Origin of the sequence: Noviherbaspirillum sp. UKPF54 (assembly GCF_007874125.1) — a bacterium.
Classification (GTDB): domain Bacteria; phylum Pseudomonadota; class Gammaproteobacteria; order Burkholderiales; family Burkholderiaceae_D; genus Noviherbaspirillum.
The window spans coordinates 1,868,203-1,894,779 of the sequence record NZ_CP040128.1 but is presented as its reverse complement, the minus strand read 5'-3'; the positions used below and the strand labels follow the sequence as shown (position 1 = coordinate 1,894,779).

General features: G+C 63.5%; 22 protein-coding genes. 20 read left to right on the top strand and 2 right to left on the bottom strand.

Going from position 1 to position 26,577, the window contains the following annotated elements; translation table 11 throughout:
• The first annotated feature begins 245 nt into the window (after positions 1-245).
• The 13 genes from nosZ (at position 246) to FAY22_RS08650 (ending at position 15,857) form a co-directional block, all read left to right on the top strand.
• Positions 246-2,171: a TAT-dependent nitrous-oxide reductase gene (gene nosZ, locus FAY22_RS08710; RefSeq protein ID WP_146329843.1), complete on the top strand. Its 1,926-nt coding sequence runs from the start codon at positions 246-248 to the stop codon at positions 2,169-2,171.
• Positions 2,172-2,354: 183 nt separating this feature from the next.
• Positions 2,355-4,568: a 4Fe-4S binding protein gene (locus tag FAY22_RS08705; protein ID WP_146329842.1), complete on the top strand. Its 2,214-nt coding sequence runs from the start codon at positions 2,355-2,357 to the stop codon at positions 4,566-4,568.
• A gap of 88 nt (positions 4,569-4,656) precedes the next feature.
• Positions 4,657-5,883: a nitrous oxide reductase family maturation protein NosD gene (locus FAY22_RS08700; protein ID WP_146333377.1), complete on the top strand. Its 1,227-nt coding sequence runs from the start codon at positions 4,657-4,659 to the stop codon at positions 5,881-5,883.
• Entirely contained in the window at positions 5,864-6,793 is a 930-nt protein-coding gene (locus FAY22_RS08695; protein ID WP_146329841.1) for an ABC transporter ATP-binding protein, read from the top strand. The genes FAY22_RS08700 and FAY22_RS08695 overlap by 20 nt, the downstream gene beginning before the upstream one ends.
• On the top strand, positions 6,777-7,601 hold the full coding sequence (locus FAY22_RS08690; RefSeq protein WP_210411917.1) for an ABC transporter permease: 825 nt from the start codon (positions 6,777-6,779) through the stop codon (positions 7,599-7,601). Before FAY22_RS08695 ends, FAY22_RS08690 begins: the two co-directional genes overlap by 17 nt.
• Positions 7,598-8,143, top strand: coding sequence for a nitrous oxide reductase accessory protein NosL (locus tag FAY22_RS08685; protein WP_246860708.1), 546 nt, complete (start codon positions 7,598-7,600; stop codon positions 8,141-8,143). Before FAY22_RS08690 ends, FAY22_RS08685 begins: the two co-directional genes overlap by 4 nt.
• 42 nt (positions 8,144-8,185) lie before the next feature.
• A complete protein-coding gene (locus tag FAY22_RS08680) occupies positions 8,186-8,680 on the top strand; it encodes a cytochrome c5 family protein (protein WP_146329840.1) in 495 nt (164 codons plus the stop codon).
• An 84-nt stretch (positions 8,681-8,764) separates the two neighbouring features.
• Positions 8,765-9,790: an FAD:protein FMN transferase gene (locus FAY22_RS08675; RefSeq protein ID WP_146329839.1), complete on the top strand. Its 1,026-nt coding sequence runs from the start codon at positions 8,765-8,767 to the stop codon at positions 9,788-9,790.
• Positions 9,791-10,079: 289 nt separating this feature from the next.
• Positions 10,080-10,385, top strand: a complete 306-nt coding sequence (locus FAY22_RS08670) for a DUF485 domain-containing protein (protein ID WP_146329838.1) — start codon at positions 10,080-10,082, stop codon at positions 10,383-10,385.
• Complete coding sequence (locus tag FAY22_RS08665; RefSeq protein WP_146329837.1) at positions 10,385-12,049, top strand: cation acetate symporter; 1,665 nt, start codon at positions 10,385-10,387, stop codon at positions 12,047-12,049. The genes FAY22_RS08670 and FAY22_RS08665 overlap by 1 nt, the downstream gene beginning before the upstream one ends.
• A gap of 143 nt (positions 12,050-12,192) precedes the next feature.
• Positions 12,193-12,567, top strand: coding sequence for a response regulator transcription factor (locus FAY22_RS08660; RefSeq protein WP_146329836.1), 375 nt, complete (start codon positions 12,193-12,195; stop codon positions 12,565-12,567).
• Positions 12,564-14,723, top strand: a complete 2,160-nt coding sequence (locus FAY22_RS08655; protein ID WP_146329835.1) for an exonuclease domain-containing protein — start codon at positions 12,564-12,566, stop codon at positions 14,721-14,723. Before FAY22_RS08660 ends, FAY22_RS08655 begins: the two co-directional genes overlap by 4 nt.
• 12 nt (positions 14,724-14,735) lie before the next feature.
• Positions 14,736-15,857 (top strand): DUF294 nucleotidyltransferase-like domain-containing protein, encoded by a 1,122-nt coding sequence (locus tag FAY22_RS08650; protein WP_146329834.1) that lies wholly within the window; start codon positions 14,736-14,738, stop codon positions 15,855-15,857.
• A gap of 31 nt (positions 15,858-15,888) precedes the next feature.
• Here the strand turns inward: FAY22_RS08650 and FAY22_RS08645 are convergent, their stop codons facing one another.
• Together FAY22_RS08645 and FAY22_RS08640 are read right to left on the bottom strand one after the other, a co-directional pair.
• Positions 15,889-16,314: a hypothetical protein gene (locus FAY22_RS08645; RefSeq protein WP_146329833.1), complete on the bottom strand. Its 426-nt coding sequence runs from the start codon at positions 16,312-16,314 to the stop codon at positions 15,889-15,891.
• The gene (locus tag FAY22_RS08640) at positions 16,311-17,924 is read right to left on the bottom strand and encodes a multicopper oxidase domain-containing protein (RefSeq protein WP_168204806.1); all 1,614 of its coding nucleotides are present in this window, start codon (positions 17,922-17,924) and stop codon (positions 16,311-16,313) included. The genes FAY22_RS08645 and FAY22_RS08640 overlap by 4 nt, the downstream gene beginning before the upstream one ends.
• Before the next feature lie 209 nt (positions 17,925-18,133).
• Here FAY22_RS08640 and FAY22_RS21970 point away from each other — a divergent pair, with 209 nt between their 5' ends.
• The 7 genes from FAY22_RS21970 to FAY22_RS08610 all read left to right on the top strand — a co-directional run bounded on the left by FAY22_RS21970 (position 18,134) and on the right by FAY22_RS08610 (position 26,462).
• Positions 18,134-18,280 (top strand): hypothetical protein, encoded by a 147-nt coding sequence (locus FAY22_RS21970; protein WP_168204805.1) that lies wholly within the window; start codon positions 18,134-18,136, stop codon positions 18,278-18,280.
• Positions 18,281-18,386: 106 nt separating this feature from the next.
• On the top strand, positions 18,387-19,154 hold the full coding sequence (locus FAY22_RS08635) for a c-type cytochrome (RefSeq protein WP_246860707.1): 768 nt from the start codon (positions 18,387-18,389) through the stop codon (positions 19,152-19,154).
• Positions 19,155-19,340: 186 nt separating this feature from the next.
• Complete coding sequence (locus tag FAY22_RS08630; protein WP_146329831.1) at positions 19,341-20,729, top strand: cbb3-type cytochrome c oxidase subunit I; 1,389 nt, start codon at positions 19,341-19,343, stop codon at positions 20,727-20,729.
• Between the two features lie 10 nt (positions 20,730-20,739).
• A complete protein-coding gene (locus FAY22_RS08625) occupies positions 20,740-21,540 on the top strand; it encodes a CbbQ/NirQ/NorQ/GpvN family protein (RefSeq protein WP_146329830.1) in 801 nt (266 codons plus the stop codon).
• Positions 21,540-23,546 carry a nitric oxide reductase activation protein NorD gene (locus FAY22_RS08620; RefSeq protein ID WP_146329829.1) on the top strand — a complete coding sequence of 669 codons (2,007 nt, stop codon included), beginning with the start codon at positions 21,540-21,542 and terminating at the stop codon, positions 23,544-23,546. The genes FAY22_RS08625 and FAY22_RS08620 overlap by 1 nt, the downstream gene beginning before the upstream one ends.
• A gap of 241 nt (positions 23,547-23,787) precedes the next feature.
• Positions 23,788-25,020: a nitrate/nitrite transporter gene (locus tag FAY22_RS08615; RefSeq protein ID WP_146333373.1), complete on the top strand. Its 1,233-nt coding sequence runs from the start codon at positions 23,788-23,790 to the stop codon at positions 25,018-25,020.
• A 56-nt stretch (positions 25,021-25,076) separates the two neighbouring features.
• The gene (locus FAY22_RS08610; RefSeq protein ID WP_146329828.1) at positions 25,077-26,462 is read left to right on the top strand and encodes a NarK family nitrate/nitrite MFS transporter; all 1,386 of its coding nucleotides are present in this window, start codon (positions 25,077-25,079) and stop codon (positions 26,460-26,462) included.
• The last annotated feature ends 115 nt before the right edge of the window (positions 26,463-26,577 follow it).

Sequence of the window (26,577 nt, the reverse complement as noted above, 5' to 3'; positions counted from 1 at the left end):
CGTCGGAATGGATTGCTTGATGTAAATCATTTGTTGCTCATTCTCAAGAAATATATGCTTTCTCGCGCAATTTCCTAGTTGCTCCTTCCCAATGAAGTCTTTTGGCTTCACTGGGACAAGATTGATCTAGATCATATTTTTTGCGGAGAGGTGCCGCCGATAATATGCATCGACAAGACATCTTAAATTGATTTTTTGCAACAGATTTTCTTAATTCAATGGCATCCGATACAGGAAAGGTAAACATGGACAACGCCAAGAAGACCAAGTTGAACAAAGATGAGCCGGCAGTGGGAGCCCGCCGCCGGTTTTTGGGCCAGAGCGCATTGCTGGGCCTCGCAGGTGCTGGTCTTTTGACTGGCTGCAAGGAGGATGCACCGGTAGCGAAGGCATCGGCGTCGGCCTCTGCGCATGCAGCCGGCGGGTCGCATGAAGTCGCGCCCGGCCAGTTGGACGATTACTATCTGTTCTCCAGCGGCGGTCACTCGGGCGAGATGCGCATCATCGGCATTCCGTCGGGCCGCACCCTGCGCCGCATTCCGGTGTTCAACATCGACCCGATGGTTGGCTGGGGCATCACCAACGAATCGAAGGCCATCATCGGGACCAAGCCGGACGGCAGCCTGAAATACAAGACAGGCGACACCCACCACGTGCACGGCAGCTACAAGGACGGCACCTACGACGGCAAGTACCTGTGGGTCAACGACAAGATGCATTCCCGTATCGCGCGCGTTCGCATGGATACGATGGAGTGCGACAAGATCACCGAACTGCCGAACGTGATGGGCTATCACGGCACCTTCCCGGACAAGCGCGACCCGGTCGACCCGAACATCAACTACACCACCCGCGTCTTCTGCGGCGGTGAATTCCATGTCCCGTTCCCCAACGACGGCCGCGATCTGGAAGATCCGAGCAAGTGGGGCGTGCTGTTCAGCTGCGTCGACGCGGAGTCGATGGAAGTGCGGTGGCAAGTGCGCATCGACGGCAACTGCGACTTGGTTGCCACGTCGTACGACGGCAAGTATGCCGCGACCAACCAGTACAACACCGAGAATGCCGCCGACCAGGCTGGCATGATGGCCGCCGAGCGCGACGCCTGCGTGTTCTTCGACATCGCCCGCATCGAAAAGATGATCAAGGATGGCAAGTACACCACGATCGGCAATTCCAAGGTGCCGGTGGTCGACGGCCGCAAGGCAGCGAACCAGGATCCCAAGACCGCGCTCACCTGCTACGTCCCGGTCGGCAAGAACCCGCACGGCGTGAACGCCAGCCCGGATGGCAAGTACTTCGTCTGCTCCGGCAAGCTGTCGCCGACGGCGACCGTGATCGAAGTGGCGCTGGTTGAGAAGTGGTTCAACGGCGAGCTGAAGACTGAGCGCGACGCAGTGGTTGCGGAGCCGGAAATCGGCCTGGGCCCGTTGCATACCGGTTTCGACGGCAAGGGCAACGCCTTCACCACGCTGTTCCTGGACAGCCAGATCGTCAAGTGGAACGTCGACGCCGCCATCAAGCAGTTCAAGGGCGACAAGAACGCAAAGGTCATCCTGGACAAGGTCGACGTGCACTACCAGCCGGGCCACGGCTATGCGTCGATGGGCGAAACCAAGGAAGCTGACGGCAAGTATTTCAACTCCGGCAATAAGTTCTCGAAGGACCGCTTCCTGCCGGTGGGCCCGCTGCATTCCGAAACCGAGCAGATGATCGACATCACCGGCGACAAGATGAAGATCATTTCCGACCACACCGCCTATCCGGAACCGCATGACGCGATCATCGTGCGCCGCGACATCGTCAAGACGCGCCAGATCTACAACATGGACGACTTCCCGAACGCGGTCAAGCCGGAAAACGCCGGTATTACCCGCGAAGGCAAGAAGGTGCATGTGCGCCTGATGTCGGTGGCGCCGGCGTACAGCATGCCGGTGATTAAGGTGAAGAAGGGTGACGAAGTCACGATCACGTTGACCAACCACGACAAGGTGGAGGATCTGACCCACGGTTGCGCGATCCCGAACTACGACATCAACTTCATCGTCAATCCGCAGGAAACCAAGTCGGTAACCTTCAAGGCCGACAAGCCGGGCGCTTACTGGATGTATTGCACCCACTTCTGCCACGCGCTGCATCTGGAAATGCGTAGTCGTTTCCTGGTGGAGGCATAACAGGCACCCGGTGCTTTGCGTAGGGCGGGCACGGCAGTCCCGCCCTACGGTTTTTTTAGAGCCTGTTTCCATGTGGAGCAGGTTCTGATGAAAGATTTTTCGCCGCACGCTGTTGCGCCGAGAAAAAGCACGCATTCAACGCATGCCGACTGGAACGCTTCGGAAATGCTCAAGCAAATCAACATGAACCACTCTCTTCGTCGGCAATGGCTGTTGCAGCTGGCGCTGTTCCTCTGGGTCGCAATCGCCGGCCTGATTGTCGCGCCGCGCGCCAATGCCTCGATGTACGACACGCAGCTTCCGCCCGAACTCACGAACGGCCCGGACCTGTGCGCCTACGCGCCGTGCGGCGAGGTGATGCCGTCCGCACAACACTTTTCCAAGCGCAAGGGCGCGCCCGCCTATGTCGAAGCCTATGCCGACGACAACGGCAAGCAGCGCGTGGTCGGTTACGTTTTCTTGTCTACCGACGTGGTAGACATTCCCGCCTATTCCGGCAAGCCGGTCATTACGCTGATCGGCATGGACACGAAAGGCATCATCACCGGCGTGCGCGTGTTGAAGCACTCCGAGCCGATTCTGCTGGCCGGCATTCCCGAGTCGGTCCTGGTCAAGTTCGTTCAGCAATATATTGGCAAGTCCGCCGCGGCCAAGCTGGAGATCGGCCACGGTCAGAGCGATGACGGCGCGGTCGGACTGGACGCGATTTCCGGCGCGACGGTGACCGCAATCGCGGAAAACCAGGTGATTGCGCAAAGCGCCTACGAGATCGGCAAGCAGGTCGGCATCTTCAAGGTGACGGCAAGGCCGCGCGCGCACTTCACGCCGCTGCGCGAAAAACTGGACTGGGCCGCGCTGGAAAAGGAGGGCAGCGTCCAGCACTTAGTGGTGCAGGCGTCCGACATCGGCAGCGGCGACAGCGACCGGCCTTACATGGATCTGTATTTCGGCTACCTGAATACGCCGACGCTGGGCATCAGCCTGTTGGGCGAGCACGGCTATGAGCGCCTGATGCAGGATCTGAAACAGGATGAGCACGCGATCTTCGTCGTCGCCAACGGCCAGGTGTCTTTCAAGGGCTCGGGCTTCGTGCGCGGCGGTATCTACGACCGCATCCAGGTCAGGCAAGATTCCGGCACCTTCACCTTCCGCGACACCGACTACCAGAACCTGTACCACCTGCAGCCGGGCGATGTGCCGTCCTACAAGGAATCCGGCATCTTCATCGTCCGTTCCGCCAATTTCAATCCAGCCTGGCCGTGGAAACTGATCTTCCTTGCCAACAAGGTCGATCCCGATACGCGCGCCAAGTCGTTCGCGCACTTTGATCAGGAGTACTGGCTGCCGGCGCGCTATCTGGAAGGCGGGCGGCCCAAGGTGCAGCGTCCGCAGGCGGCGTGGAAGCTCGCCTGGGAAGGTAAGAAGCTGGAGATCGCACTGTTCGTGATGTTCCTGGCGGTGACGGCCGGGCTGTATTCGCAGCGCGATCGCCTGGTGCGCGCCTCCAAGCGCAAGCACAAGCCCTGGATTTCTATTCCGCGCCATTTGCTCTGGATTTTCTCGGTGGGATTCGTCGGGCTGTACCTGAAGGCCCAGCCGTCCATCACGCAGGTGATGACCTGGTTCCATTCGCTGATCCACCAGTGGAAGTGGGAGCTGTTCCTGTCCGACCCGTTCATCTTCATCTTCTGGTGGTTCCTGATCATCAGCGTGGTGGTGTGGGGCAGGGGACTGTTCTGCGGCTGGATGTGCCCGTTCGGCTCGCTGCAGCACCTGGCCTTCAAGCTCGGACAGCTCATCGGCCTCAAGCGCTTCCAAGGTCTATTGCCGAAGAAACTGCATGACAAGCTGAAATGGATCAAGTACGTCGTGTTCGCGGTGCTGGTCGGCGTGTCGTTCTATTCGATGGAAATGGCGGAGCACCTGGCCGAGATCGAGCCGTTCAAGACCACCTTCCTGGTGGGCGTGTGGAACCGCTCCTGGCCGTTCGTGCTGTTCGTCGGCGCGATCCTCGGTATCTCGATCTTGAGCGAGCGACCGTATTGCAAGTACATCTGCCCGCTCGGCGCCGGGCTGGCGATTCCATCCACCTTCCGCCTGTTCGGTCTCAAGCGCAAGCAGGAATGCACGACCTGCCACGCCTGCGCCGCCGGTTGCGGCTCGCACGCGATCGACGCGCAGGGCAAGATCGACCAGCGCGAGTGCCTGCTGTGCCTCGACTGCATGGTAATGTACTACGACGATCATGCCTGCCCGCCGCTGGTGAAGGAGCGCAAGTCGCGCGAAAAGGCAGGGCTGCCGCTGACCCCGATCGACGGCAAGGGCTATTTCATTTCGCTTGACAGCGTGCGCCGCAATTTATCGGAAAAGACGGCCGAATTGAAAAAGGCAGGGTAATCATCGTGAAAGACGATCGCAACGGAGTTCTTTGGTGAAGTGTGCGCGCAGTACGGGCAAAGCCGGCGCATTGCTGGCCGGTTTGCTCATGGCAGTCGGCAGCGGCGCGTGGAGCGCGGTGCTGCAGGTCAAGCCCGGCCAGTCGATCGCGGCGGCGATACGGACCGCGCAGCCGGGCGACACGATAAGGATCGAACGCGGCACCTATGCCGAGCGCCTGACGATCAACAAGCGGCTGACGCTGCAAGGCCTCAACCATCCGACCATCAGCGGCGGTTTTTCCGGCGACACGATCCGGGTGCGCGCCACCGACGTCACGATACAGGGCCTGATCGTGCGCGACAGCGGCACCGATATCGACGCGCAGAATTCCGGCATCTATATCGAGCCGGGCTCCGACCGAGCGCTGGTGCGGGATTGCGAACTGGTGGCCAACCTGTTCGGCATCTGGCTGGAAAAGTCGGCCGATTCGAGCCTGGTCAATAACGTGATTACCGGCCGGCGCGACCTGATGTCGGTGAAGCGCGGCAATGGCATCCAGGTCTACAACACCGACAACTCCCAGGTTATCGACAACAAGATCAGTTTCACGCGCGACGGCATCTACGTCGACTGGTCGCGCCGCGCCCAATTTCGCGGTAATACGATTCATCACGTGCGGTATGGAACGCACTACATGAACACCAACGACAGCACCTGGGAAAACAATGAGGTTTACAAAAGCCACGGCGGGCTGGCGCTGATGGAAGTGCGCCGGCTCGTGGTGCGCAATAACCGTGCCTGGAGCAATGCCGATCACGGCATCATGTTGCGCACGATCCAGGATTCGATCATCGAGAACAACGTAGTGGCTGACAATGACCGCGGCTTCTTCATCTACGACGCCGAATACAACACACTGCGGAACAACCTGGTGGTCCGCAACCGTACCGGCGTGCACCTGTCCGCCGGATCGAGCAACAACACGGTGGACGGCAACGACTTCATCGATAACCAGGAACAGGTAAAATTCGTCGCTTCGCGCGACGTCGAGTGGGGCCGCAACAAGGGCAATTACTGGAGCAACTACAGCGGCTGGGACCAGAACGGCGACGGCGTCGGCGATGTCGCCTACGAGGCGAACGACGTGGTGGATCGCTTGAACTGGCAGTATCCGCTGGTCAAGCTGCTGCTCTCCAGCCCGTCGATCCAGACGCTGCGCTTCGTGGCGCGCCAGTTCCCGGTGCTGCGCGCGCCGAGCGTGATCGACAAGCATGCGCGCATGCGCCCCTGGAATCAGGATTGGAGCAAATGGAATGGCAAGTATTCCGATTGAAGTAAACAACGTCAGCAAGAGATATGGCGACGTGCAGGCGGTGGACGGCATCAGCCTGTCCGTGGACCGCGGCGAAATGATCGGGCTGATCGGCCATAACGGCGCCGGCAAGAGCACCTTGTTCAAGCTGATGCTGGGATTGATTCCGGCGACGTCGGGCTCGGTGCTGGTAAACGGCGTGCCGATCGACGGGCGCGATTTCCGCGCGGTGCGCCGCCGCATCGGCTACCTGCCCGAGACCTTCGTCACCTACGACAATCTCACCGGCCTGGAAGTGCTGCGCCTGTTCGCCGACCTCAAGCAGGTCTCTCGCGGGGCCTGCGACGAGGTGCTGGCGCGCGTCGGCCTCGCCGACGCGGCAAAGCGCCGGGTGCGCGGCTATTCGAAGGGCATGCGGCAGCGGCTCGGCTTCGCGCAGGTGCTGCTCGGCTCGCCCGATCTGATCTTCCTGGACGAGCCGACCAACGGCCTGGACCCGGAAGGAATCCACGACTTTTACCAGATCCTGCAGGAAGTGAAGGCGCAGGGCGCGACCATCATCATCACCTCGCACATCCTGGCCGAGATCCAGGAGCGGGTGGACCGCCTCGTGATCCTCAACTCCGGGCGTATCGCCGCGCAGGGAACGCTGGCGCAGTTGCGCGCTCAGATGGTGCTGCCCTCGGAAATCCGCATCCAGCTGCGCTCGGGCCACGGCTCGCGCGTGCACGACGCGCTGGCGAGCCTGGCCGGGCTGGAATTGAAAATCGAGCAGGACTGCGTGCGCGTATCCTGCCTGCCGGGCCAGAAGGTCGCGGTGCTCAACATCCTCGCGGCGCTGGCCGACACGGTGCACGACATCGCGATCCACGAGCCGTCGCTGGAAGACCTGTTCTTGGGATATGGAGGCTTGCATGGCCGGCAGAATTGAATGGTCGCAGGTACGCGTCGTCGCGGGCAAGGAATTCCGCGACCGCATCCGCAACCGCTGGGTGGTCGCGGTGGCGCTGATCTTTTCGCTGTTCTCGGTCGCGATCGCCTATTTCGGCTCGGCGCAGCAGGGCGCAGTCGGCTTTCGGGGCATCGATGTCACCATTGCCAGCCTGGTCAGCCTGGTGATTTACCTTGTGCCGCTGATCGCGCTTATCCTCGGCTATGACGCGGTGGTCGGAGAGAAGGAGCGCGGCTCGCTCGAACTGCTGCTGTCGATGCCGATCACCCGCTTCGAGATCTTGCTCGGCAAGTTCGGCGGCCTGTCGGCGGCGCTGGCCTGTTCTACCGTGATCGGTTTTGGCGCCGGCGTGCTGCTGCTGGGTGGACAGCTCGGCGCACGCGACATCTATCATTATCTCGGCTTCGTGTCGTCGGCGATTCTGATGGGCATGGCCTTCCTCAGCCTGTCTCTGCTGGTGTCGGTGCTGGCGGCGGACCGGATACGCGCGTCCGGCGTGGCGATTGGATTGTGGTTCTTCTTCGTGCTTATTTTTGACCTGCTGGTGATGGGCGCGCTGGTGATGAGCCAGGGAGCGCTCGGCAGCGGGGTGTTCGGTGCCTTGCTGATGCTGAATCCGGCCGATATTTTCCGGTTGTTAAATATTTTCAGTTCGGAACAGGTGCAGAACATGTACGGCCTTGCGACCGTGATGCCGGAAACCCTGACTAATCCGGCGGTCCTGATTAGCCTCATGCTGGCATGGATCGTGACCCCATTCATTCTCGCGCATTGGAGATTCAAGTGAAATTGCAAATGAACGGCAGCCACAGCATGCTCCGCAAGGCGGCGATTCGCTGGGCCGGAGGGCTGGCGCTGCTGGCTGCGCTCGGCGCATGCAGTCAGGCAACGCAGAAAATCGCGGTGCAGGAGCCCGGGCCTGACACTGCCTGTTCACTGGACGGCATGATTCTGAACGACTATGCTGGACCGAAGGCGCAGTTGCATTACAAGGAAGGCAAGCCTGACTTCTTTTGCGACCTGACGGAGCTGTTCAGCGTCGTACTATTGCCGGAACAAAAGCGCGCTATTGCCGCCATGTATGTACAGGACATGGGCAAGGCGGATTGGGAGCACCCGCAAGGCAACTGGATCGATGCAAAAACGGCATACTATGTCGTCGGCAGTCGCAAGCACGGCTCCATGGGACCGACCTTTGGCTCGTTCTCCAGCATGCAGGATGCCGAAGCCTTCGCGCACAGGGAAGGCGGGAAAATCCTGCGATTCGAGCAGATCAACGCCGACATGGTCAATGCCAGGGGCGGTGCGGCGCACGATACTTCGCATTGAACGGTTTTTTCAGCAGTTGTTTTTTTATAAGAAAGGTAAGGTATGAAGAGATCATCCAAGTTGTTGCCGTTTATCCTGGTTGCCCTGCTCGCCGCATGCAGCAAGAAGGAAGAAGCGCCCAAGACTGAAGCGCCGGCAGCGCAAACCCCGCCCGCAGCATCCGCGCCGGCTGAGCCGGCTCCGGCACCTGCGCCGGCACCGGCGGCTTCCGCTCCGGAAGCTTCCGCTCCGGCCGCATCGGCACCGGCAGCCTCGGGTGCGCCCGCAGCCAGCGCGTCGGCCGGCGGCGGCGACCTCGCGCTGGGCGAGAAGGTCTTCAACGCAAACTGCGTGTCCTGCCACGGCGCAGGCGTGCTGGGCGCGCCGAAGTTCGGCGACAAGGCAGCCTGGGGCCCGCGCATCGCGCAGGGCAAGGACACGCTGTACACCCACGCTCTCAACGGCTTCAAGATGATGCCGCCGAAGGGGGGCAACGCCGCGCTGAAGGACGAAGAAGTCAAGGCAGCGATCGACTACATGGTCAGCAAGGCCAGCTGATAGCACGTCATGCGCCGGCCGTCGCTCATCACCAGCGCGGCCGGCGTTTTTTATTGCAAAAATGGATGTACGGAGTTTGCGGGCATGCGTAAGGCGGGATCATGGCTGGCGGCAGCGCTGCTGACGCTGTTGTTGTTGGGCTGCGGCCGCAATGATGCGGTTTACCGCACCCAGGGACATGTGTTCGGCACGCAGGTAGAGGTCAGCGTCTACGGCGAGTCGGAGCAGCGCGCGCATGAACTGGGTACCGAAGTACTGAAGGAATTCGACCGGCTGCACCACAAGTTCCACGCCTGGCAGCCGAGCCAGCTTACCGCGCTGAACGATGCCATCGCGCGCGGCGAGACGTTCCAGGCCGACGAGGAAATGGTCACGCTGCTGAAATCGGCGACCGAGCTGGCGGAACAATCGCAGAACCTTTTCAACCCGGCGATCGGCCACCTGATCCGCCTGTGGGGATTCCAGAGCAGCGACATCACCGAGCACGGTCCGAGCCAGGACGAGATCAGGCGCTGGGTCGACGCCAACCCGCGCATGACTGACCTGGTGTTTGACGGCACACGGATTTCAAGCCGGAACAAGGCGGTCATGCTGGACCTCGGCGGCTACGCCAAAGGCTATGCGCTGGATCGCGCCGCGCGCATCCTGCGCGACGCGCACGTGAAAGCTGCGCTGGTCAATGTCGGCGGCAATATCATCGCGATCGGACGGCCCGGCGATCGCCCATGGCGCGTCGGCATCCGTGATCCGCGCTCGGAAGGCACCGTAGCCACCATCGCGCTGGCGAACAACGAGGCGGTCGGCACCAGCGGCGATTACCAGCGCTATTTCATGAAGGATGGAAAGCGCCATCCGCATATCATCGATCCGCGCACCGGACAGACCACCGATGTCGTTGCGTCGGTGACCATCATCACATCCGGCGGCAAGGACGTCGGCCTGCGTTCGGACGGTAACTCCAAGCCGCTGTTCGTCGCCGGACCGGCACGCTGGAAGGAAATGGCGCAGCATCTCGGGTTGCAAGAAGTGATGCTGATCGACGCCGAGCACAATGTCGACATGACGCCGGCCATGCGCGAGCGCCTTGCCGGCGCATCGCAACCCGGTTGATCTCCTTTCAGGCAACTGAACCCCTGTTCCTTGCGTGCCTTTTTCCCCGGCAATCGGCTCGCCGGGGATTACATACCGCTTCCGCCGATGAATGCCCGCCTGGACGGGAAAGATCGGCATGCAGTACTTCCATAGGTGCAATTCCTCTTGTCACGTCTCTTTAGCACCGTTTCCCGGTCGCAGCCAATTTTTTGTGTCGCGCGTTTTTGGTAAGCGAACCGTAAGCCAATCCGAATATGCTGCACAAAACTGCAAGAAAATATTCCAACAGAGACTAGGAGATGTGCAGATGGAAGACGACATTGTTCAAAAAATCCAGTCGAACCCGACTTACCAGAGGCTGGTAACGACTCGTTCGTCATATGGATGGACGCTCACCGCAATCATGATGGTCGTGTACTACGGCTTCATTTTGCTGATTGCCTTCAAAAAGGAGCTGCTGGCCGCGAAGATGGGCGGCGGCGTCATGACCTGGGGCATGCCGGTTGGCCTGTTCGTCATTGTGTTTACTGTCGTGATCACGGGTATTTACGTTCGGCGCGCTAACAGCGAGTTCGACGAGATGACCGCCGCCATTCGCAAAGAGGTGCTGTAATGCAGAAGATGAATCGAGTATTGGCTTCCCTGGCATTGTTTGCCGCCGCCGGCGCCGCTTATGCGGCCGGCGCCGACCTCGGCCAGGCTGAAAAGCAGGCCACCAACTGGACCGCCATCGGTATGTTCGGCGTGTTCGTGATCTTCACGCTCTTCATCACCAAGTGGGCCGCCGCGAAGACCAAGTCGGCTGCCGACTTCTATACCGCGGGCGGCGGCATCACCGGCTTCCAGAACGGCCTGGCGATTGCCGGCGACTACATGTCGGCCGCATCCTTCCTCGGTATTTCGGCCGCCGTGTTCTCCAACGGCTACGACGGCCTGATCTATTCGATCGGCTTCCTGGTCGGCTGGCCGGTGATCACCTTCCTGATGGCCGAGCGCCTGCGCAATCTGGGGCGCTTCACCTTTGCCGACGTGGCGGCCTACCGCTTCCAGCAGACGCCGATCCGTGCATTCGCGGCCTCGGGTACGCTGGTCGTCGTGGCGTTCTACCTGATTGCGCAGATGGTCGGCGCCGGCCAGCTGATCAAGCTGCTGTTTGGCCTCGAATACTGGATCGCGGTGGTCATCGTCGGCACGCTGATGATGGTGTACGTGCTGTTCGGCGGCATGACCGCCACCACCTGGGTGCAGATCATCAAGGCCATCATGCTGCTGGGCGGCGCAACCTTCATGGCCTTCGTCGTGATGGCGCAGTTCAACTTCAGCCCGGAAGCGTTGTTTGCCAAGTCGGTTGAAGTGCACACGAAGAAAAACGAGATCATGGGCCCCGGCACTTTCATCAAGGACCCGATTTCCGCTATCTCGTTCGGCATGGCGCTCATGTTCGGCACCGCCGGCCTGCCGCATATCCTGATGCGCTTCTTTACCGTCCCGAGCGCAAAGGAGGCACGCAAGTCCGTGTTCTGGGCAACCACCTGGATCGCCTACTTCTACATCCTGACCTTCATCATCGGTTTTGGCGCAATCGTCATGGTCAGCACCAATCCCGAGTTCAAGGACGCGGCCGGCAAGCTGCTGGGCGGCACCAACATGGCCGCTATCCATTTGGCCAAGGCCGTTGGTGGCAACGTCTTCCTCGGCTTCATTTCGGCGGTGGCGTTCGCGACGATTCTCGCCGTGGTGGCCGGACTGACGCTGTCGGGCGCATCGGCGGTATCGCATGACTTGTACGCGACCGTGATCAAGAAGGGGCAGGCAAGCAGCGCCAGCGAACTGCGCGTGTCGCGCATGACCACCGTCGTGCTGGGTATCATCGCGGTCGTGCTGGGCATCGTGTTCGAGAAGCAGAACATCGCGTTCATGGTGTCGCTGGCATTCGCAATCGCGGCGTCGGCCAACTTCCCGGTATTGTTCATGTCGGTGCTGTGGAAGGACTGCACCACCCGCGGCGCCACCATCGGCGGCTTCCTCGGGCTGATCACCGCAGTCGTTCTCACGGTGATCTCGAAGTCGGTGTGGGTCGACGTGTTCGGCTACAAGGAAGCGATCTTCCCGTACACTTCGCCGGCACTGTTCTCGATGGCCGTCGGCTTCATCGGCATCTGGCTGTTCTCGATCCTCGACAACAGCGAGCGTGCCCGTGCCGACCGCGCCGGCTACCCGGCGCAGAAAGTGCGTTCCGAAACCGGTATCGGCGCGGCCGCCGCGTCCGGCCACTGACACAACTGCTGCTGATGCAGCCGGCTTGCGCCGGCACGGCCGCCCGACAAGGCGGACCGCGAGCCCCGGGACGCCGTTCCCGGGGTTTGCTTATGGAGCGCGGTTTTTGCCCGCGCCGGTCGCCGCAAGCGGAGACATATTGGATGGCCAGGAAAATACTGATTGTCGACGACGAACCGAATATCGTCATATCGCTCGAATTCCTCATGCAGCAGCGCGGTTATGAGGTCGCGCTCGCGCACGACGGAGAGCAAGCCCTGCAACGGATGGAAACGTTCCGGCCCGACCTAGTGCTGCTGGATGTGGTGATGCCGGCGATGGATGGCTACGAGGTGTGCCGCAAGATCCGGGAAAGAAGCGACTGGAACCCGGTGAGAATCCTGATGCTGTCGGCCAAGGCGCGTGACGTCGATGTCAGCAAGGGGCTGGCGCTCGGCGCCGACGCGTACATGACCAAGCCATTCTCCACCCGGCAGCTGATGGCCACGGTGGGCGAGCTGCTGGCGGCAAACACATGATACGCAGGATATTTTTCAAATACCGTTTCTGGCTGCTGCTGGCGCTGATGTTCGCGTCGCAGCTGGCCATCGTCGGCGGTTTTTTCTTCGTCATCGTGGCCGATCGCGACGCGGCGCAGCGCGAGCTGTTCGAACAACTGCTGCTGCAGCGGGCTGTGCCGATGCTGTTGCTGGCGCTGCTGCTGGTGAGCGCGCAGGCGTGGGCGCTGAAAGCCCTGATCGGGCGCTACCTGGCGCCGATGGCGCGCATGGCGGAAGAAGCCGTGCTATTGATGAGCAATCCCGGCTACCGGATCGCGCCGACGGGAGCGCGCGAGGTGCGGGAGCTCGGCGCGAAACTCAACACGCTGGCTACGTCGCACCAGCGGCTGCACGACGACGTGCAGGCGAAAATCGAAGCGGCCAACGCGGCGCTGGCAGAGGAGCGCAACCGGCTCGCCGCGCTGATGTCGGAACTGGCGCAGGGGGTATTGGTGTGCAACCTCGAAGGCCGCATCCTGCTCTGCAACTCCCGCGCCAGAAAACTGTTCGAGGTGGCGCAGGGCGGCGCGGCCAGAGCCGCGCCGGTCGGGCTCGGGCGCTCCGTGTTCGGCCTGCTCGAGCGCGGCCTGATCGTCCACGCGCTGGAACAGGTCCAGTACCAGCTGCAGCACCCGGAAGAGGGCACCGGCCCGCTTTCGGTATTCGTGACCAGCCTGAACGAAGGCCGGATCATCGTGCGGGCCCACATGGCGCCGGTCGTCGACAACGAGCGGACCATGAACGGGTTCGTCCTGACGCTCGACGACATCACCCGAAAGGTCGAGGCGGAAATCCGGCACGAACGTCTGCAACAGCTGCTGACGCACGAAACGCGCGACATGCTGGCCAATATCCGCGCCTCGGTGGAGATCATGCAGGATTTCCCGGAACTGAGCGAGTACAAGCGCCAGCAATTCATCGGCATCATCGACCACGAGTCGCAGCGCCTGACGCGGCAGATCGAGGATGCGGACCGGCAGCGTGCGGGGGATCACGGCGGCCAGTGGCGGCTGGAAGAGATGCGCGGCGATGACCTGCTGGCGCTGCTGCTGCGCCGGCTTGACAATGCCGTGCTCGACGACGATGCCCGCGCGGGCGGCGATGAAGGAGCGCTGTGGCTGCAGGTCGACAGCTATGCGCTCGCGCATACGCTGACCTACCTGGCGCATCGCCTGACGCATGAGAAGGCGGTTGCGCAATTGCGCATCGGCTTGCGGCGGGTGGGGCGCCTGGCTCATCTGGAGCTGGGCTGGAGCGGCGAGCCGTTGTCGGCCGATACCCTGCGTTCGTGGGAAAACGAATCGCTGCAGCTGAGCGTCGGCCAGTCTGACGTGACGCTGTCGTCGGTGGTTGCCTCGCACGGCGGCGAGGTGGTGTATCAGTTCGATCCGGCGGGCTCGATGTCGTACTTCCGAATTCTGCTGCCGCTGGCGGAGCGGCGCGCTCCGGTGGATATCGGCGTGCTGCCGCCGGGGCGGCCCGAGTTCTACGACTTCGACCTTTTCCGCCAGTCCGGCCAGGATGCCGCCCTGGAAGAACGGCCGCTGACCGCGCTGCACTACACCGTATTCGATACCGAGACGACCGGACTGCATCCCGCCGACGGCGACGAGATCATATCGATCGGCGCGGTGCGCATCGTGAACGGGCGCATGCTGGAGCAGGAAAGCTTCGACCAGCTGGTGCAGCCGGGGCAGTTCCTGCGGCCGGAATCGACCGCCATCCACGGCATCACCGACGCCATGCTCAAAGGCCGGCCGCGGATAGCCGAAGTGCTGCCGCAGTTTCACCGCTTTGCCGAGGATACCGTGCTGGTGGGGCACAATGCGGCCTTCGACATGAAGTTCCTGCAGATGAAGGAGGCGCAGACGGGAGTGCGCTTCAGCCAGCCGGTGCTCGACACGCTGCTGCTGTCGCAGGTGGTTCATCCGAACCAGGAGCAGCATACGCTGGAAGCGCTCGCCCGCCGCTTCGGCGTCGATATCGTCGGGCGCCACACCGCGCTGGGCGATGCTTCCGTTACCGCCGAAGTGTTCCTCAAGATGATTCCGCTGCTGGCGGAAAAGGGCATCGTCACTCTGCGGCAAGCGCTAGACGCCGCGCAGCAGACCGCCTATGCCCGCATCCGCTACTGAACGACGCGCGCCATGACCGATACCATCTCGCCGGACCTCGACCGGATCTCCCTGCCGGAGGGAATCCCGGCCGCGCAATTCGAAGCGGAGCTGCGGCAGGTGCAGCGCGCCGTGGCCGCCGCGGACGACGAGGCCGGACTGCTGCTGGCGGCACGGCGGAGCCAGGAGCTGGTGCATCGCCTGGTTGACCAGACGCAGGCCGCGCGCGCGATGACCCTGTTCATTTCCGTGCTCAACGATATGCTGACGCGGCGCGTGGTCGAGGTCGTCAGCGCCGGAACCGGAATGGACGGCGTGCGCTGGTGCTGGATATCGCTCGGCAGCGAAGGGCGGCAGGAACAGACCTTGTCGAGCGACCAGGACAACGGCATCATCTTCGCCGGCGATACGGACTCCGATGCCTTGCGCGCGAAAATGCTGCCGCTCGCGCAACGCATCAACGCCGCGCTGGATGCATGCGGTTTCCCGCTCTGCACCGGCGAGGTCATGGCGAGCAATCCGCAATGGTGCCTGAGCCTGTCCGAGTGGAAGGAGCGTTTCCGCAACTGGATCATCGAGGGCGATCCGCAAGCCTTGCTCAATGCGAGCATCTTCTTCGACCTGCGTCCATTGCATGGCGCCACGGAGCTGGCCGGGGAGCTGGGCGACTGGCTGGCACGGGAAGCGGCGGCCAACCCGCGCTTCCAGTTCCAGATGGCGGCCAACGCGATGAAGCGCGAAATTCCGCTCGGCCTGTTCAACCGGTTCGTCGTCGACAAGCACGGAAAGTACCCGGGCACCATCGACCTGAAGGTCGGCGTGGCCACCTTGTTCGTTGACGCCGCGCGCATCTACGGGCTCGCCAGCGGCAGCCATGCCAGCAATACCGCCGAACGCTTCCGGCAGGCGGTCAACACGCACCGGCTGCATCCGAACGATGCCGAAAGATGGATCAGGGCATTTTATTTCGTACAGATGCTGCGGCTGAAGATCCAGCAGCGCAGCTATCGGCTCGGACTGGAAATGCACAACCACCTCGATCCGCGCGAGCTCGACCGCTCCGACCGCTGGTTCCTGCGCGATGCGCTGCTGGCGGCGCGTTCGCTGCACCGCCGGCTGCAGCTCGACTATCCGGGCAGCCAGGGGATGTTCTGAGATAGCTCCGCCGAGACTGGCGCCGGGCAGTTCAGGTGCCGCTCCTTTCCGGCGCCGGTTGCGCCCGCAGCACCTTCAATAAGCTTGGCGTGATGCCTTGCCGCAGCAGGCGCTGGCGCAAGCCGTCGACCGCCGTTTCCGGCGCCTGCGCCGCGGGATCGAGTACGAACGACAGCACCGGCAACTCCCGCGAGGCGCGCACGCTGCCCGCCTCGACGCCGGACAAGCCCTGCGCCGCCCGCCCGGCCTGTTGCGCGAGCTGTCCGGCTTCCTGCGCCCCGGACAGCTCGCAGACCACCACCACCCGTCCCTTGTTCAAGGCCCGCGTCACCTGCTCATGGTCATAGACGGCTGCGACCTTGTCATCGATGCAGACGCCGCAGGCGCCAGCGGGACCTGTGCCCGCCAGCGCCGCGACGAGACACAGCGGACCCAACGCATTGGCGAGCGTTCTCATTGGTCTCTGCCCGGCGGCGGCATGGGCGTGGCCGAACGCGTCTGCGACGGCGGCAGCGCGGTTCCCGGCGCGGCGGGCTGCGGCTGCGTCCTGCCCTGTGGCTGCAGGTTCTGGTCGGCCCACTTGAAATAGGCGATGTACTGGGCGATCTCCTGGTCGCCCAGGTTCTGGTTGGGCATCGGCACCTTCCATTTCGCCAGCATTTCCTTGGCCTGCGAGTCGCTTTGCAACATCTGCTCGGGCGATTTCAGCCAGCGTCTCAGCCAGGCTTCGCTGCGCCGCTTGCTCACGCCGTACAGGTCCGGGCCGAGCTTCGGGCCGCCGCCGATCGAGTGGCAGGCCAGGCACTTCGATTCGAAGTCGAGCTTGCCCTTGACGGCCACCGGATCGGTTGGCACGGAGGTGGCGGGGATGTTGTGGTGCTCGTTGTCGTGCGCGGCCGGGCCTTCCGCCTTGCCGCCGGCGGCGATCAGGCCGATCGCGCCCTGCGAGGCGTTGGCGAAATGGTGGTCGACCATGACGTAGCTGCCGGCTTCGGGCACGATGAATTCCGTGATCGCGCTGTTGGACGATCCGAGCAGCACGGTCTGCATGCCGCGGAACTGGTTGTCCGGATTGCCCTCGATCCAGACACGGTCGAAGATGGTGCCCACCACGTGGAAACTGGACGTGTTGGAGGGGCCCACGTTGAGCACGAACAGCCGCACCCGCTCGCCCGGCTTGGCCGGCAGCGGATTGTCGACGAAGCCGTTGTAGCGGCCGTTGAAGACGGTATAGGTCGGCGCCTTGGCGCGCACCCGGTCGCCATCCAGAACATACAGCGGCGTGCCGTCGACCTTGTGCTTATCGGGGTCGGGCTTGGTGTAGAACTCGCTCTGCACGATCGCGTATTCGCGGTCGGCCTTGGTCGGATAGCCTTCGCGCGGTTCGACGATCATCATGCCGTACATGCCGGAGGCGATGTGTTCCAGCACCATCGGCGTGCCGCAGTGGTACATGTACACACCCGGATAGTTCGCCGTGAATTCGAAGTTGATGGTCTGCCCCGGCGCGATCGAATGATATTTATCCTGCGGCGATACCATCGCCGAGTGGAAATCCATTGAGTGCATCATCGGCGCGGCCGTCACGCGCACGCCGGGCACCGCCTCGTCGGAACGGTTGGTCATGGAAAACTTGATCCGGTCACCTACGCGCGCCCGCACCACCGGGCCCGGCACCGTGTCGCCGAAGGTCCATGCGCTGAATTTTACGCCGGGCGCGATTTCGATGATCTTGTGCGTGGTATCGAGTCGCACTTCCTTGACCTGATCGGGCACCAGCGGCTTGACCACCGGGCCGATGCTGACCGCGCTGCCGGCCGCGAACGGTCCGGTATGGCGCTCGTTGGTGGTGGTCGACGGCGGGCCGCCGAACTGCATGCGCGCCGGATCGTAACGGTCGGTTGCCGCGGCGGCGGCGGGAGCGGGGACTGCGGCGCTAGCCGGCACGGCGATCGCTGTTTGCGCGGGCGGCGGATGTTTGCATGCCGGTAATAACACTACCGCAGCGGCAATGGCCAGTGCCGCCGGTCGCAAGGTGGGAACGGCTGCTCGCGCGTCTCGCATCATTCTGTCGCCTCCAGAGTTATGGTTGAACACGGGAGAACGCCGGATTTATCCCGTTCCCCGTTGCCGCGGGCGATTCCGCCTCGGGTGGGCGGTGTTTTTGCAAATTGCGTTCCACCGAGAAGCCGCAGGGCCGGGCGCTGCCGCACGTCCACTGGAGCGCTTTTTGCACAAGCCGGGTTGCCACGAACAACAAGACGAAAGGACTCTCCATGGCGACTCCCAACGAGCCGGCCGCGGCCGGCGCTGTCTATCTGGCTCTGAAAGTATTGGCCTACGTCGCAGAGGCGGGAATGGTGGCGGGCATCCTGTACGCCGCCTGGTCAGCCATGCGCTACTGGTCGGGCATTGGCGTGTGATGCCTGCTCCATATTTCAGCTATGAGGAGGGTGTGCGATGACCCGCAGCCAAGCCCGGATGTTTGCAATAGTTTCAACAGCTTTGGTAACAATTGCATTTTTGGGAATGACGATAGACAGCCACCGCAAATTTCCCGATCTGACGCATGAAGACAAGATGACACCTCAGGTTCTGAGGGGCAAGGATGTCTGGCATAAGTTCAATTGCACCAATTGCCACACGCTGTTGGGCGAGGGCGCCTATTACGCGCCGGACTTGACCAAGATCGCGCTGCAGCGCGGACCGCAATACCTGAAGGCTTTCCTGCACGATCCATCGCAGTTCTACGACGAGCAGAAGGTGCGCCGCGTCATGCCCAAGCAGAACCTGAGCGACCAGCAGATCGACGACCTGGTGGTGTTCCTCGACTGGATCGGGCATATCGATACCCAGGGCTGGCCGCCGCGCCGTATCCTGGTATCGGGGGCGGCGATTCCTGGAACCAACATGGAGCAGACCGCGCAGGCGTCGAAATCGATGCAGACCGCCGCGCCGTCTTCCGATCCGGTGGCGCAGGGGCAGGCGCTGTTCAACGCCACGCCGCCGGCGTGCTCCGCGTGTCACTCGATCTCGCCCGGCGTCAACCTCGCCGGGCCGAGCCTGGCCGGCATCGGCACGCGCGCCGCGCAGACCGTCGCCGATCCCTCCTACAAGGGCAAGGCCAAGGATGCCGCGCAATACATCCACGAGTCGATCGTCGCCCCCAGCGCGCACCTGGTGCCGGGGCCGACCTATTCGGCCGGCGGACGCTCCTTCATGCCGGACAACTTCAGCAAGGAGCTGACGCCGCAGCAGATCGATCACCTGGTCGCCTACCTGGTAACCCTGAAGTGAGGGCGTTATGAGCTATGGAAGGGAGCGCGTTCGGGCGAGAAGGGCAGCCCCGAGAACCGGCCGCCTGCGGTGTTGCAACTCCTTGCCGTGGCACCACCATGCCGCGTCGCTGCGCCTGGCATTCGGCCGGTTCTCGGGGCTGCGCGCCCCCTTCCATAGTTCACAACACCCTCAAAGGAGCCGAGCATGAGATACCGTTCGCAAGCGGTCGCCTACTGGTACTTCGCCGTCGCGATGGCGCTGTTCGGGCTGCAGATCGCGTTCGGCCTGCTGTCCGCCACCAAGTACCTGGGACCGGACCCGCTGCTCAACCTGCTGCCGTTCGACGTCACCAAGGTGATCCATACCAATCTCCTGATCGTGTGGGTGCTGACCGGCTTCATGGGCGGCACCTACTGGATCATCCCTGAAGAGTCGCGCACCGAACTGTACAGCGTGAAGCTGGCGTATGCACAGCTTGCGCTGTGGGTGGTGATGGGCGTGGCCACCGTTATCGGCTACCTGTTCCGCTACGGTGCCGGCACCAAGCTGCTGGAACAGCCGCTGCCGAGCAAGATCGTGATCGTGATCGTGATGCTGATGTTCCTCTACAACGTCTTCATGACGATCCGGCAGTCGGGGCGCAAGGCGACCACCACCGAGTGGGTGCTGCTGATCGGGCTCGGCATGTCGGCGGTGCTGTATCTGCCCGCGCTGATCCCGTTCAAGAATTACACGGTGGCCACCTTCTACCGCTGGTGGACCGTGCACCTGTGGGTCGAAGGGGTGTGGGAAATGATCCAGGGCAGCATGCTGGCCTACCTGCTGATCCGCCTGTCCGGCGCCGACCGCGAAGTCATGGAAAAGTGGCTGTACGTGATCGTCGGACTGGTGTTCATCTCCGGCGTGCTGGGCACCGCGCACCACTATTACTGGGTCGGCGTGCCGCATTACTGGCTGACGATCGGCGGCTTTTTCAGCGCGCTGGAGCCGGCGCCGCTGGTGGCGATGGCGATCTATGCGTACAACGCGATGCGCCGCTCCGGACTGGCGCATCCGAACACGCTGGCGATCCACTGGACCATCGGCAGCGCGGTGTACACCATGTTCGGCGCCGGGCTGCTCGGCCTGGCGCATACCTGGCCGGGCGTGAACAAGTGGACTCACGGCACGCTGGTCACCGCGATGCACGGCCATGCCGCGTTCTACGGCGCCTACGCGATGATCGTGATGGCCATGATTTCCTATGCGCGGCCCTACCTGCTTTCCGGGCAGCCGCGGCAGGGCGGGCCGGAAAGCAGCGGCAGCCCGATCGGCTACTGGTCGTTCTGGCTGCAGCTGGCCGGCATGTTCGGCATGACGATCTCGTTCGCCACGGCCGGCATCGGCCAGGTCTACCTCGAACGCATCCTCGGCCTGGGCTTCCTCGAAACCCAGCTCAAGATCCAGGTTCACTTCCTGATGCTGCTGGCGGCCGCGTCGCTGTTCGCGATCGGCGTGTTCCTGTTCATCTGGGATTTCTTCCGTTATCGGCCGCGCTTCGAGGTCACGGCCGAAGGCGCAAGCGCCGAGCCGCTGGGCGCGCAGTCCGCCTGAGGGAGATGCGATGCAGGCACTGCAGGAGCGTTTCGACGGCGAGCCGTTCTACCTGCCGCAGGCAGACGAGATCGAGATCTTCGCGCAATGTCACCGGCAGGGGCTGCCGGTCATGCTGAAGGGGCCGACCGGCTGCGGCAAGACCCGGTTCGTCGAGCACATGGCGTGGCGCCTCGGGCGGCCCATGGTCAGCGTCGCCTGCCATGACGACCTGACCGCCAACGACCTGCTGGGGCGGTTCCTGATCCGGGGCGACGAAACGGTATGGCAGGACGGGCCCGTGACGCAGGCGGTGCGCCGCGGCGCAATCCTGTATTTGGACGAGGTGGTCGAGGCGCGGCCAGACACCACCGTGGCCATCCATCCGCTGAGCGACCATCGGCGCATGCTGTCGCTCGACAAGACCGGGGAAGTCATCGCCGCCGCGCCCGGCTTTCAGCTCGTGATTTCGTACAACCCGTCCTATCAGCATGCGTTGAAGGACCTCAAGCCGAGCACGCGCCAGCGCTTCGTCGCGCTCGAATTCGATTTTCCCGACAGCGCGCGCGAAGTGGAGATCGTGGCCGCCGAGGGCGGCGTCGACCGGGCCTGCGCGGTCGCGCTGGTGGCGCTGGCGGGGCGCATCCGCCCGCTGCGCGACCGCGGTTTGGCGGAAGCGCCGAGCACGCGGGTGCTGGTGGCCGCCGCGCGCCTGATCGCGACCGGCATCCCGGAGCGCAAGGCGTGCGAGGTAGCGATTGCGGGGCCGCTGACCGACGATCCCACCCTGATTGCGGCGATACGCGACCTCATTTCCGGGCATTTCCACTGATGCCGGAAGCCGAGGAATTCCTGATCGATACGGCGAGGCATGCCTCGGTCGCTGCGCATGGACTGTGGCGCCGCTGGCGCCCGGCGCAGGGCGAAGGCGCGCCGCAGATGCTGCTGGAGGACAACCGCCTGCGCGTTGCGCTGCTGGTGGAGGCGGTGTTGGGGGTACGGCTGGACGTGCGCAATGCGCAGCCGCCAGCGCCTGCTTCGTGGCCGATGCGTCTCATCCGGCGCGAGGTCCGGCGAGCGCCAGCGGCCTTGCCCGCCAACGACGGAAGCGCGATCTATCTCCCGCCAGCGCTGCCCACCGCCGGCGACGCCTTCGTCGCCAATGACTATGCGCTGCTCGGGCTGCTGCAGGCATTGCGGGTGGTGCGCGGCAGCGCTGCCTGCTATGCGCTCTGCGGCTCTCCGCTGGCGGCCGACATGTTCCTGCTGGCCGAAGCGGCAGCCGCCGGCCGCGCCTTGCGCCGGCTGTTGCCCGGGTGGGCGCGTGCGCTCGACGCGCTGTACGCTCGCTGCGAAGACATGGCGGAGCGCCCGCGCCCGGCGGGCCGCCTGTATTCCGAGGTGCTGACCTTGTATCGCGGCGTGTTGCGGGATGCGCAGGCGATCCCGCTTGCCGGATCGCCCGAGGCGGCGCTGGAGTGGGCGACAGAGAACGCGCATATGCTCCAGCGGGAAGCGCCGCGCGAGCGATATCGCCAATGGCTGGCGGACCTGGTGACCGGACGCTTACTGCCGCCCGAATCCATGCCGGTGCGGTTGCCGACGGACGCACAGGCGATGCCGTGCGGGCGGCCGCCTCGCCGCGCAAGCCTGGCGCGCAGGCCGCGCGTCCGGAGCAGCGATGCCGGCGAGGATGACGCGCAGCCGGGAGCATGGATGGTGCAGACATCCGAACCGCAGGAGCACGCCGAGGATCCCCTCGGGCTGAACCGGCCACAGGATCGCAGCTTCGACGGCGACATCGAGGGCGCGGCGCAGTCGCTGGCGGAGCTGGAGTCGGCGCGCCTGGTGACCACGCCGGGGCCGGCGGCAGACGTGATGTGCAGCGACGATCCGCCGCCGCGCCTGGAGCAGGCGGAACAAAGCCCCTTGTCGAACGGCTGGTACGCCTACCCTGAATGGGACTGCCGCAGCGGTGCGTATGGCGCGCACCCGGCCATCGTGCAGGTGGCGGGCGCCGCAGCCGGTTCGCGCGCGTGGGTGGACGAAGCGTTGCGGCGCCATGCGGGAACCCTGCGCGCGCTGCGCCGCCGGCTCGGGCTCATTCGCCCGCACCGGCAGATTCTGCGGCGCTGCCCGGAAGGCGACGATATCGATTGCGACGCCGTGGTGGATGAACGCTGCGTGCGGCGGGCGGGCGGCTCGCCCGCGGGCGCGGTCTACCTGCAGCACCGACGCGCGCCGCGCCGCATCGGGCTGCTGCTGCTCGTCGATGCCAGCGCATCGACCGATGCCTGGGTCGCGGAAGGACGGCGCGTGATTGACATTGCGAAGGAGGCGGCACTGGTGGCCGCGTGCGCGCTGCAGGCGGCGGGCGCGGAATTCGCGGTGCTCAGCTTCTCGGGCGAGGGCAGGGAAGGCATCCAGGTGCGGCTCATCAAGGAGTTCGACCAGCCTTGGAACGCCGACGCGATGCGCCGCATCGCCGCGCTGGAGCCGGAAGACTATACGCGCCTGGGCGGCGCCGTGCGCCATGCCTGCGCCCTGCTGGCGCGCAGGGCCGTCGATTTCCGGCTGCTGCTGCTGTTTTCGGACGGCAGGCCGAACGATTGCGACGTGTATGCCGGCGCCTACGGACTGGAAGACGCGCGGCAAGCGCTGATCGAAGCGCGGATACAGCATATCGAGCCTTACTGCTTTACCGTCGACCGGGAAGGCGCCGGCTACCTGCCGCACCTGTTCGGCGGCGGCCGTTACACCATCGTCCAGAAAGCGCAGCAGCTTCCCGCGGCCTTCGTCGACTGGCTGCGCAATGCCGCGCGGCGTGCCAGCCGCTAGATCGGTTGGCGGGGCTGCGTGCGCCCCACGTTGACCGCAAGCCGATCAGGCGTCCTACTTCTTTAGGCGTATTCCGGCGCCGCCGGATTAGTCCCTCCGATGGAACGCCCTAGCCAGATTGCCTTTGCTGCAATACCCCTCCGGCCAATAGTGCTGTCCCTGCCCGCGACGTAACCTTGCTGCATCTGGTCATTCGTCCAAAGGGAGGTATGTCGTGGCCGATCAAAGCGCAAGAAAGCAGATGTCCGTGCTCGTCAGCAGCACGTTCGCGTTCACCATATGTTTCGCGATCTGGATGATGTTCGCGGTGCTCGGGATTCCCATCAAGGCCAAGCTCGGCTTGAATGAAACGCAGTTCGGCCTGCTGGCGGCGACGCCGGTGCTGACCGGCTCCCTGATCCGCGTACCGCTCGGGATCTGGACCGACAAATACGGCGGGCGCATCGTGCTGTTCCTGCTGATGCTCTCCACCGTGGTGCCGATCTGGATGATCAGCCATGCGACCGAGTTCTGGCACTTCCTGGTGCTCGGCCTGTTCGTCGGCCTGGCCGGCGGGTCGTTCTCGGTCGGCACGCCCTACGTGGCGCGATGGTTCCAGCCGCAGCGGCGCGGTCTGGCGATGGGCGTGTTCGGCGCCGGCAATTCGGGTTCGGCGCTGACCAAGTTCGTCGCGCCAGCCATCATCGCCGCCTTCGGCTGGGAGATGCTGCCCAAGGTCTACGCCGTGGCGATGCTGGTCACCGCGCTGCTGTTCTGGGTCTTTTCCTACAGCGACAAATCGCACACGGTGCCGTCCTCCGTTTCCTTCGCCGAGCAGTTGAAGGTGTTGAAGGACCCGCGCGTATGGCGCTACTCGCAGTACTACTCGGTGGTGTTCGGCGGATACGTGGCGCTGGCCCTGTGGATGACCAAGTACTACGTGTCCGAATACGGCTTCGACATGAAGCTCGCCGCGCTCCTGGCTGCCTGCTTCTCGCTGCCGGGCGGCGTGCTGCGCGCGCTGGGCGGCTGGATTTCCGATAAATACGGCGCCTACAAGGTGACCTGGTGGGTAATGTGGGTGTGCTGGGTTGCGTTCTTCCTGCTGTCTTATCCGCAGACATCGATGGTCGTCAAGACCGTCAAGGGCGACATGACCATGCATATCGGCGTCACGCCCGTGATGTTCACCGTGCTGCTGTTCGTGGTCGGCGTCGCCATGGCGGTCGGCAAGGCGTCGGTATTCAAGTTCATTTCGGACGACTTCAGCCACAACATCGGGGCCGTGTCGGGCGTGGTCGGGCTGGCGGGCGGCCTGGGCGGCTTCATCCTGCCGATCATGTTCGGCGCCCTGGTGGATATCACCGGCGTGCGTTCCAGTGCCTTCATGCTGTTGTACGGCACGGTGTGCGTGTCGCTCGTATGGATGCACTACTCGTTCAAACCGGGACGCAAGGCGGCTGCTACTGCGGCGCCGCTGGCGAAGGCGGCCTGAGCAACCCCATCCGCGCGCGGGGCGAGTGCCCCGCGCGACATCAATAGGAGAGCATTGTGAGCAAATACGTGATTAGCTACTGGGAACCCGAAGTTTCCGATTTCTGGCTGTCCAAGGGCAAGGGCACCGCCAACCGCAACCTGTGGATCTCGATCCCGGCCTTGCTGCTGGCGTTCGCGGTGTGGATGGTGTGGAGCGTGGTGGTGGTCAACCTGCCCAATATCGGCTTCAAGTACAGCACCAACCAGTTGTTCTGGCTGACCGCCTTGCCCGGGCTGTCGGGCGCGACGCTGCGTATTTTCTATTCCTTCATGGTGCCGATCTTCGGCGGCCGCAAGTGGACCACGATTTCCACCGCGTCGCTGCTGATTCCGGCGATCGGCATCGGCTTCGCCGTGCAGGATCCGAACACCAGCTATCCGACCATGCTGATCCTGGCGCTGTTGTGCGGCTTCGGCGGCGGCAACTTCGCGTCCTCGATGGCCAACATCAGCTTCTTTTTCCCGAAGGCGCAGAAGGGCTACGCGCTCGGGATGAACGCCGGCCTCGGCAACCTGGGCGTGTCGGCGGTGCAGTTCGTGGTGCCGCTGGTGATCACCGCAAGCGTGTTCGGCGGCCTGGGCGGCGATGCGCAAGCCTGGGTCAAGGGGGCGGAGACCAAGCAGATGTGGCTGCAGAACGCCGGCTTCATCTGGGTGCCTTTCATCGCGCTGACCACCATCGCGGCCTGGTTCGGCATGAACGACATTGCGTCGGCCAAGGCTTCCTTCGCGGAGCAGGCGGTGATCTTCAAGCGCAAGCACAACTGGCTGATGTGCTGGCTGTATGTCGGCACCTTCGGCTCCTTCATCGGATACTCCGCAGGCTTCCCGCTGCTGACCAAGACCCTGTTCCCTGATGTGAACCCGCTGCAATACGCCTTCCTCGGCCCTCTGGTCGGCGCCCTGGCGCGCGTCGCGGGCGGCTGGATTTCCGACAAGCTGGGCGGCGCGGTGGTGACGCTCTGGACCTTCATCGTCATGGTGGCGGCGGTGGTCGGAGTGATCGCTTTCCTGCCGCACGGTGCCGGCACCGGCAGCTTCTCCGGATTCTTCTGGATGTTCATGCTGCTGTTCGCCGGTACCGGCGTCGGCAATGCGTCGACCTTCCGCATGATCCCGGTGATCTTCCTGACCGAGCGCCAGCGCGCAGCCGCCGGCAAGGGCGCCCCCGCGCAGGCTCAGGCCGTGGTGGAGGCGAACAAGGAGGCCGCTGCCGTGCTGGGCTTCACATCGGCGGTGGCCGCCTACGGCGCGTTCTTCATCCCGAAGAGCTACGGCACCTCGATCGCGATGACCGGCAGCCCGGACGCCGCGCTGTGGGCTTTCATCGGATTTTATGTGAGCTGCATCGCCATCACCTGGTGGTTCTACGCGCGCAAGGGCGCTGACATGCCTTGCTAGTTATTAAGAACTAGCCGGACTAGTTCCAAACTTTGGGAATAGTCCGACTTACAGCGAATATCGACGTGCAACATCGCTGCGTAGACTGCTTGCATAGAAGTAGAAAACACGCCGC

Bases quoted from the DNA above. Each gene is read 5' to 3' on its own strand.
- FAY22_RS08670 (WP_146329838.1), top strand. From the start codon at position 10,080: ATGGAAGACGACATTGTTCAAAAAATCCAGTCGAACCCGACTTACCAG.
- FAY22_RS08655 (WP_146329835.1), top strand. From the start codon at position 12,564: ATGATACGCAGGATATTTTTCAAATACCGTTTCTGGCTGCTGCTGGCG.
- FAY22_RS08660 (WP_146329836.1), top strand. From the start codon at position 12,193: ATGGCCAGGAAAATACTGATTGTCGACGACGAACCGAATATCGTCATA.
- FAY22_RS08705 (WP_146329842.1), top strand. From the start codon at position 2,355: ATGAACCACTCTCTTCGTCGGCAATGGCTGTTGCAGCTGGCGCTGTTC.
- nosZ (WP_146329843.1), top strand. From the start codon at position 246: ATGGACAACGCCAAGAAGACCAAGTTGAACAAAGATGAGCCGGCAGTG.
- FAY22_RS08665 (WP_146329837.1), top strand. From the start codon at position 10,385: ATGCAGAAGATGAATCGAGTATTGGCTTCCCTGGCATTGTTTGCCGCC.
- FAY22_RS08630 (WP_146329831.1), top strand. From the start codon at position 19,341: ATGAGATACCGTTCGCAAGCGGTCGCCTACTGGTACTTCGCCGTCGCG.
- FAY22_RS08700 (WP_146333377.1), top strand. From the start codon at position 4,657: ATGGCAGTCGGCAGCGGCGCGTGGAGCGCGGTGCTGCAGGTCAAGCCC.
- FAY22_RS08645 (WP_146329833.1), bottom strand. From the start codon at position 16,314: ATGAGAACGCTCGCCAATGCGTTGGGTCCGCTGTGTCTCGTCGCGGCG.
- FAY22_RS08635 (WP_246860707.1), top strand. From the start codon at position 18,387: ATGACGATAGACAGCCACCGCAAATTTCCCGATCTGACGCATGAAGAC.
- FAY22_RS08680 (WP_146329840.1), top strand. From the start codon at position 8,186: ATGAAGAGATCATCCAAGTTGTTGCCGTTTATCCTGGTTGCCCTGCTC.
- FAY22_RS08615 (WP_146333373.1), top strand. From the start codon at position 23,788: ATGTCCGTGCTCGTCAGCAGCACGTTCGCGTTCACCATATGTTTCGCG.
- FAY22_RS08620 (WP_146329829.1), top strand. From the start codon at position 21,540: ATGCCGGAAGCCGAGGAATTCCTGATCGATACGGCGAGGCATGCCTCG.
- FAY22_RS08690 (WP_210411917.1), top strand. From the start codon at position 6,777: ATGGCCGGCAGAATTGAATGGTCGCAGGTACGCGTCGTCGCGGGCAAG.
- FAY22_RS08695 (WP_146329841.1), top strand. From the start codon at position 5,864: ATGGCAAGTATTCCGATTGAAGTAAACAACGTCAGCAAGAGATATGGC.
- FAY22_RS21970 (WP_168204805.1), top strand. From the start codon at position 18,134: ATGGCGACTCCCAACGAGCCGGCCGCGGCCGGCGCTGTCTATCTGGCT.
- FAY22_RS08675 (WP_146329839.1), top strand. From the start codon at position 8,765: ATGCGTAAGGCGGGATCATGGCTGGCGGCAGCGCTGCTGACGCTGTTG.
- FAY22_RS08650 (WP_146329834.1), top strand. From the start codon at position 14,736: ATGACCGATACCATCTCGCCGGACCTCGACCGGATCTCCCTGCCGGAG.
- FAY22_RS08625 (WP_146329830.1), top strand. From the start codon at position 20,740: ATGCAGGCACTGCAGGAGCGTTTCGACGGCGAGCCGTTCTACCTGCCG.
- FAY22_RS08640 (WP_168204806.1), bottom strand. From the start codon at position 17,924: ATGATGCGAGACGCGCGAGCAGCCGTTCCCACCTTGCGACCGGCGGCA.